This is a genomic window from Exiguobacterium sp. s168 (assembly GCF_018619035.1).
GTDB lineage: Bacteria > Bacillota > Bacilli > Exiguobacteriales > Exiguobacteriaceae > Exiguobacterium_A > Exiguobacterium_A acetylicum.
This window is the reverse complement of sequence record NZ_JACSNE010000035.1, coordinates 22,300-28,918: the sequence shown is the minus strand read 5'-3', so window position 1 is coordinate 28,918 and position 6,619 is coordinate 22,300. Positions and strand designations below refer to the sequence as shown.

At 48.0% G+C, this 6,619-nt stretch carries 7 protein-coding genes; 1 reads left to right on the top strand and 6 read right to left on the bottom strand.

Going from position 1 to position 6,619, the window contains the following annotated elements:
• Positions 1-107: 107 nt before the first annotated feature.
• The 5 genes from KNQ15_RS15450 to KNQ15_RS15430 all read right to left on the bottom strand — a co-directional run bounded on the left by KNQ15_RS15450 (position 108) and on the right by KNQ15_RS15430 (position 3,912).
• Complete coding sequence (locus tag KNQ15_RS15450; RefSeq protein WP_214730011.1) at positions 108-875, bottom strand: ABC transporter permease; 768 nt, start codon at positions 873-875, stop codon at positions 108-110.
• A 1-nt stretch (position 876) separates the two neighbouring features.
• Complete coding sequence (locus tag KNQ15_RS15445; protein WP_214730010.1) at positions 877-1,794, bottom strand: ATP-binding cassette domain-containing protein; 918 nt, start codon at positions 1,792-1,794, stop codon at positions 877-879.
• Between the two features lie 113 nt (positions 1,795-1,907).
• A complete protein-coding gene (locus KNQ15_RS15440; protein WP_214730009.1) occupies positions 1,908-2,189 on the bottom strand; it encodes a hypothetical protein in 282 nt (93 codons plus the stop codon).
• 102 nt (positions 2,190-2,291) lie between these two features.
• Positions 2,292-3,089, bottom strand: coding sequence for a transporter substrate-binding domain-containing protein (locus KNQ15_RS15435; RefSeq protein WP_214730008.1), 798 nt, complete (start codon positions 3,087-3,089; stop codon positions 2,292-2,294).
• Entirely contained in the window at positions 3,082-3,912 is an 831-nt protein-coding gene (locus tag KNQ15_RS15430) for a transporter substrate-binding domain-containing protein (protein WP_214730007.1), read from the bottom strand. Before KNQ15_RS15430 ends, KNQ15_RS15435 begins: the two co-directional genes overlap by 8 nt.
• A gap of 264 nt (positions 3,913-4,176) precedes the next feature.
• Between KNQ15_RS15430 and KNQ15_RS15425 the strand changes: the two genes are divergently transcribed.
• On the top strand, positions 4,177-4,815 hold the full coding sequence (locus KNQ15_RS15425) for an SDR family oxidoreductase (RefSeq protein WP_214730006.1): 639 nt from the start codon (positions 4,177-4,179) through the stop codon (positions 4,813-4,815).
• A 126-nt stretch (positions 4,816-4,941) separates the two neighbouring features.
• Here the strand turns inward: KNQ15_RS15425 and KNQ15_RS15420 are convergent, their stop codons facing one another.
• Complete coding sequence (locus KNQ15_RS15420; RefSeq protein ID WP_214730005.1) at positions 4,942-6,600, bottom strand: FAD-dependent oxidoreductase; 1,659 nt, start codon at positions 6,598-6,600, stop codon at positions 4,942-4,944.
• Positions 6,601-6,619 lie beyond the last annotated feature (19 nt).

Sequence of the window (6,619 nt, the reverse complement as noted above, 5' to 3'; positions counted from 1 at the left end):
AGATACCGGATTCCCTGAGTGGAAATCCGGTATCTTCGTCTTAAACTGTTCAATACGATACAAAGTATTGAAGTTTTTCAGTGGCCTCCTAAAAACGAGTCCATTTTTTACTTTTTCAATGCCCCACGTACGTTCAACGCAGCAAAGATCACCATCGCGATGCTGAGAACAGCAGCGACGATCAAACCTTGCCAGTAAACCGACCAATCAATTTCTGGACGGGTTAACACACTACGCATGCCTTCCATGATATAGGTCGTTGGATTGATCGTCGCAGCAATCTTGAGCCACTCGGCTTCAACCAAGTCTTTCGGTACGAACGTCGTCGACAGGAAAATCAGCGGAAAGAATAAGAGCGTTCCGGCTTGAGCGGCTTGCGCATTCCGTGTCTTCAAAGCGACACCGACCGAGTAACCGGCAAAGGCGAGTCCAAATCCGAGCGCGAGTAAAATCGTCAAGAAAAAGCCGCTGACACCGACTGGAATCGATAGACCAAGCAAAAAGGCCATCCCGAAAATCAGTAACGTTTGAACGAATAATTGCAACATCCCGGCAAGCATCGGTCCGAGGACGATCGCGGTTCGCGAGACCGGTGTCAATAATAGTCGTGCGAAGTAACCACTCTCGATATCCTTGACGAGTGCTTGACCGGCTCCCCCGGCTCCACCAACAGCACCCGAGACGATTGAAACTGGCAGAATGAAGTTCAAATAATCGACGCCGTCGAACTGCGGTAAATTCGAGATTCCAGACAAACCACTCATGTAGACGAGCAAGAAGAAGACACTGATGATCAAATTCGGAATGAAGGAAAACGGATTACGTAACGTGACGAGTAGACTCCGACGCATCAAAAACCACGTTTCCCGTATCATGTCACGATTCCTTCTTATAAGCTTGTCCGGTTAAACGAATGAAGACATCATCAAGCGACGGTTGTTTGACGACGAGTGACGTCGCAACCATCTTCCGTTCGTCGAGAAAACGGACGACCGCGCGCAGTGTCTCCGTTCCCCGCGAAGGAGTGACGAGGCGATCCTTTTCCTGACGACCGGCAAACGTCTCTAAGACGATTCGTTCGTTCTCTTTTTCCGCAAGTGTCAATTCAATCCGTTCTTCTCCGTTTGCTGCCTTCAGCTCAGCTGCCGTTCCTTCGGCAATCAGTTGCCCTTCATTGATGATCGCGATCCGGTCTGCTAGCTGATCGGCTTCTTCCAAGTACTGAGTCGTCAAAAAGATCGTCGTTCCGAAATCTTCATTTAGTCGCCGGACCTCGTTCCAGATTTGCAGACGACTCGCCGGGTCAAGTCCGGTCGTCGGTTCGTCGAGAAACAAGACGGTCGGTTGATGCACGAGCGTCAAAGCGAGATCAAGTCGTCGTTTCATCCCGCCGGAGTAAGTGCCTGACCGACGCTTGCCGTCTTGATCGAGTCCGACGAGTCGTAGTAATTCCTCTGCCCGTATTTTTGCTTCCGTCTGACTTAATCCGAATAATTTTCCTTGTAGGACGAGTAATTCAAGCCCGGTCAAATCCTCATCGATGCCGGTATCTTGTAAGGCGACCCCAATTTGTAACCGGACCTGTTTTTCCTGTTTGACGACATCAAATTCCTGAATCGTCGCCCGACCACCGGAAATCGGAATCAACGTCGTCAGCATCTGGACGGTCGTCGACTTTCCAGCCCCGTTCGGTCCTAGAAAAGCAAAGATTTCTCCTGCCTCGACATCGAACGAGATGCCTTTGACGACATCCTTCCCATCGTACGTCTTCGTCAGGTTCTCGACATGAATCATCTTCATTCCTTCTTTCTCTGAATTCAAAGTCATGTCCAAGATTTTCCCGTTTTTTCTGTTCTCGAATCAAAAAAAAGACACCTGATTCGGTGCCTTGATGTAAGATTTAAAGATTACGCTACAATCTGATACACGCCGTACAAGACGCTAGCAGATACTACGAGCGTTGTGACGATCGGCACCAGCATCATCGTTAATCCGATTCCTGTTAATTGAACAGTTCGGGCTAACGCGAGACTAAACGAGAGCACTGCACCACTTGTAAATATAAGCGCCCCTCTAAATAACAACTTAGAATTAATCCATGACTCTCCGATGACGATCCATGCGTAAGTGACACATCCTAGAAGAACGATCATGATGAGCCATTGCCTCGCTGACACGTTTTTCAACATATTAATTCCTCCTAATTTGCTTCTACATACTTGTTCGCCCTTTCCGATTAGATTCCTGTTACTAAAAAATCGTGCCTCCTGTTATACGGAGACACGATCCACTTACGACGCTACTTGCCATTTTTCTTTTAATTGCTCCATCTCTTCTTGACCTTCGTGCGATTGCATCCAGAGATTGAAGACATCAACAACATCTCCTTCCGACTCTCGAACGAGGTAACTCTTCTCCGCCGGAATCCATTTTTCTTGAATTCTTGGTGCCGCGAGTCGTTTGTCGAGTGCTTCATAATGAATCGCCTCGACCGTATCAGTGATCATGACATCGACTTCACCTGACGCAACCGCGTGCGGGATATCGAGGTTTTGTTCATACATGACGATATTCGCCTTCGTGAATGTCTTACGGACGAACTGTTCATTCGTTCCCCCTGGATTTAGTCCAATCGTCACGTCTGGACGATTGATTTGTTCGATTGAAGCAAGGCGTTTAGCATCTTCTTTACGGACGAGCGGTGTCTTTTGGAACGATAGATAACTCGATGTGAAGTCGCCGATGATCTCGCGCTCGATGTTCTTCGTCACGCCCCCGACGACCATATCAAATTTCCCGCTAGCAAGATCAGCAGATAGCGTTGGCCATGTCGTCGGAACGAACTCGACATCGATGCCGGTCGTCTTCGCGAATGAACGGATCACTTCGATATCGAACCCTTCGTACTCGTTCGTCTTCCGGTTCAAGTAGGTGAATGGTTTGTAGTCCCCGGTCGTTCCGACGATGATTTTTTTCGTCGCAAAGACGTTCTTCGCTTGTACACGTCGTGGTTGCTCCGCTTGCCATAGCGTCAATAAGCTCGCAAACAGGACGCCACCTCCGACGACGATCCATCCCCATTTACTCATGTGCTCCCGCTCCTTTCGCTCCGACCGTCTCACGCGTCGAGACGATGTTCCATTTTTTCTTTAGTTGTTCAACCTGTTCTTGCCCTTCTGCACTTTCAATCCATACTCGGAAAACGTCTCTAAGCTGTTTTTGATCCGGTTTCATCAAATACGCCATCTCAGCTGGTTCCCACGCCTCTGCCAGTTTCGGCACCGCAAGATCGAGTTCTGTCGCGTAATGCAACGCCTCGATGTCGTCCGTCACCATGACATCGACTTGTCCGCTTTTTACGGCTTTTGGAATGTACAAGTTGTTCTCAAAGACGGTCACATCTGCTTTCGGAAAATGCTTCTTCACGAACGCTTCGTTCGTGCCACCCGGATTGACGCCGATTTTGACTGCTGGATCATTGATTGCAGCGAGCGAATTCAAGCGTTCGACATCTTTCTTCTTTACGAGCGGTGCTTTTTGAAAGGAGAAATACGACGATGTAAAGTCTCCGACGACCTCGCGCTCGACTTTCTTCGTGATGCCACCGACAGCGATATCAAACTTGCCTGATTTCGTATCCTCCGATAATGTCGGCCATGTCGTTTTGACGAACGTCACGTCAAGATTTGCTGCTTTTGCGAACGCTTGGATGACATCGATATCAAAGCCTTGATAACGATTCCGTTCCTCGTTCCAATATGTAAAGGGCTTATAATCCCCCGTCGTCCCGACGACCAGCTTGTGGTCTTCGAAGATGTCATGTGCTTTGGCATCCGTCTGTTGATTCCAGATCATCCAAGCGGCAACGCCTGTCAAAACAAGTCCTGCCAGTAGCCATGGTTTCTTTCTCATCGTATCTCTCCTTTCTGTTTCGTCGTTGCCCATTCACCGAATATTGCTACAATTTAACCCAAATGATTTTCGGTGTGGGTAATAGTCATTATCCTACCACACTTACACGTGATTTCAAGATAATTTGATGATTTTATGCATAAAAGCGTTAAAAAGATGTTTTGATGACGGTTATAGTTCTACAAGTCGTCTCTCTTTACAGAATCCCCCCGTCTTTTCCATACTGAAACAGAATCATCAAATCGTGAAATGGAGGAATGGAACATGAGTCAGATTTTCATCATTGGTGCAAATGGTAAAGTAGGTCGTCACGCTGCTCGCTTACTGCAGGATTCGAAGCACGATGTCAAAGTAGGATTACGTTCCAAGGACCAGTTCAGTGATTTTGAGAAATTAGGTCATACCCCGGCCCATCTCGATCTTGAAGCGGACGTCGCGACGATCACTGATGCATTACAAGGATCAGATGTCGTCATCTTTACGGCAGGGTCCGGAGGTCACACGGGAGCCGACAAGACGATGCTGATCGATTTCGACGGTGCTGTCAAAGCGATTGAAGCAGCAGAAGCAATCAATGCAAAACAGTTCATCATGGTCAGTGCTTTGAATGCCGATTCGCCGGAAACATGGTCCAACAGCATGAAGCCGTATTACATTGCAAAACGCTACGCGGATCGTGTCCTGAAGGAATCGTCACTCAACTACACGATTCTTCGCCCAGGCGGACTATCGGATGAAGCCGGCACAGGAAACGTCACGACGGATCCGTCCGAACAAGCAACTAAAAAAATTCCCCGCGAGGATGTCGCACGCGTCATTTTGGCAGCAATCGGTCACGACAAGGCGTCGAAGCAAGTCGTCACACTACTCGAAGGTGACACACCAATCAACGAGTTATTCTAATACAAAAGCTCACGTCTCCATTTTCGAGACGTGAGCTTTTTATAAACAAAATCTAGTCTATTCATTAAAAGCAGGTGTGCACTTCTTACATAATGGTTAGAAATTCTTATATAACTCAGTTCAAGATTATGACAAACATTTTTTTATATGCTGATAGTTCTTGTTACCACCTGATAAGTTGCATACATCCGTAAATCCAAGGTTTTTCAAGACGTTTTGCGCAGCATTCCCCGTCACGCCTTTGTTGCAGTAGACGATCGTCGGTAACGTCGGATCCAGTTCCTTCGCGCGTGTCCGTAATTCACCGAGCGGGATATGAATCGCTCCATCAACATGATTTTTTTCAAATTGTGCTTTTGAGCGTGTATCAATGATTTGGAACGACTTCCCACTCGCGACTTGATCAATCAATTCGTTCGGCGTTATCAAGCGAGCCGTTTTTTTGATGGCATTATCGAGTGCCATTCCCGTATAGAGAACGGGATCCTTCGTCGTCGCAAACGGTGGTGCGTAGGCTAAGTCGAGATGGAATAAATCCTCTGCCTTCGCCTTAAAGGTGATCGCCGTCGCTAGGACATCAATCCGTTTGTCGACACCTTGCGGACCTACGATTTGGGCTCCGAGAACTCGCCCTGTTGCCCGATCGGCAATCGCTTTGATCGTCATCTCTTTCCCACCCATGTATTCCGGACGATCTGGTTTGATGTTATGCAAGACTTCGATGTCATAGCCTGACTCACGCGCTTCTTTTTCCGTCAAACCTGTTTGAGCGACCGTCAAATCGAATGCCTTGAAGATACCCGTCCCTAAGATCCCACGGTGCTCCGCTTCTTCTCCAGTAATGACCATGCCGGCAATCCGTCCCATCTTGTTCGCTGTTGACCCAAGCGGACGATAAAGTGCTTCACCCGTGATGACGGAGAAACTCTCTGCGACATCGCCGACTGCGTAGACATCGGCTACATTCGTTTGCATTTGACGGTTGACTGCGATCGCCCCTGTTTTACCGAGCTCCACACCGATCTGTTTCGCAAGATCGGTGTTCGGCTTGACGCCAACAGATAAAATGACAAGATCCGTCTCGATCGTTTTTCCACTCTCAAGCGCGACCTCAGAAATACGTTCTTCTCCGTTGAACGCTGTCACGGATTCGCCAAGCAAAAGGGATACCCCTCTATCTTTCAAATGATCCGCTACACGTTCTGCCATATCGCGATCAAGTGGCGGCATGACTTGCGGCAAGCGTTCGACGAGCGTGACTTGAATACCGCGATACGTCAATTGCTCTGCCATCTCGAGTCCGATGAACCCTCCACCGACGATCGTTGCCGTTTTCGGATCATGGGCATCAATATAGGACCGGATCGCGTCGGCATTACGGACATTTCGAACCGTAAAGACATTCTCATGCTCGATTCCCGGAAGTGGTGGAACGATACTTGAAGCACCGGTTGCCAGTACTAACGTATCATACGTGTCCGTGAATCGATCCCCTGTCAGGAGATTGACAATGGTAACTGTTTTTGTCGCATGATCAATCGATTCAACTTCGTGTTGTGTATGAATATCGATGTTATACCGTTTTTTAAAGAAAGCGGCATCTCGCGGTGTCAATTCATCAATGTCAGCGATTTCGCCACCAACGAAGTAGGGAATCCCACAACCTGAGTAAGAGATGTCCTGATCCCGATCATAAATCGTGATTTGCAACTCTTCACTGTTTCGACGTGCTTTTGCTCCTACTGATGTTCCCGCGGCCACTGAGCCAATAATCAATAATTTCATAACTGTTTCCTCCTAGAAA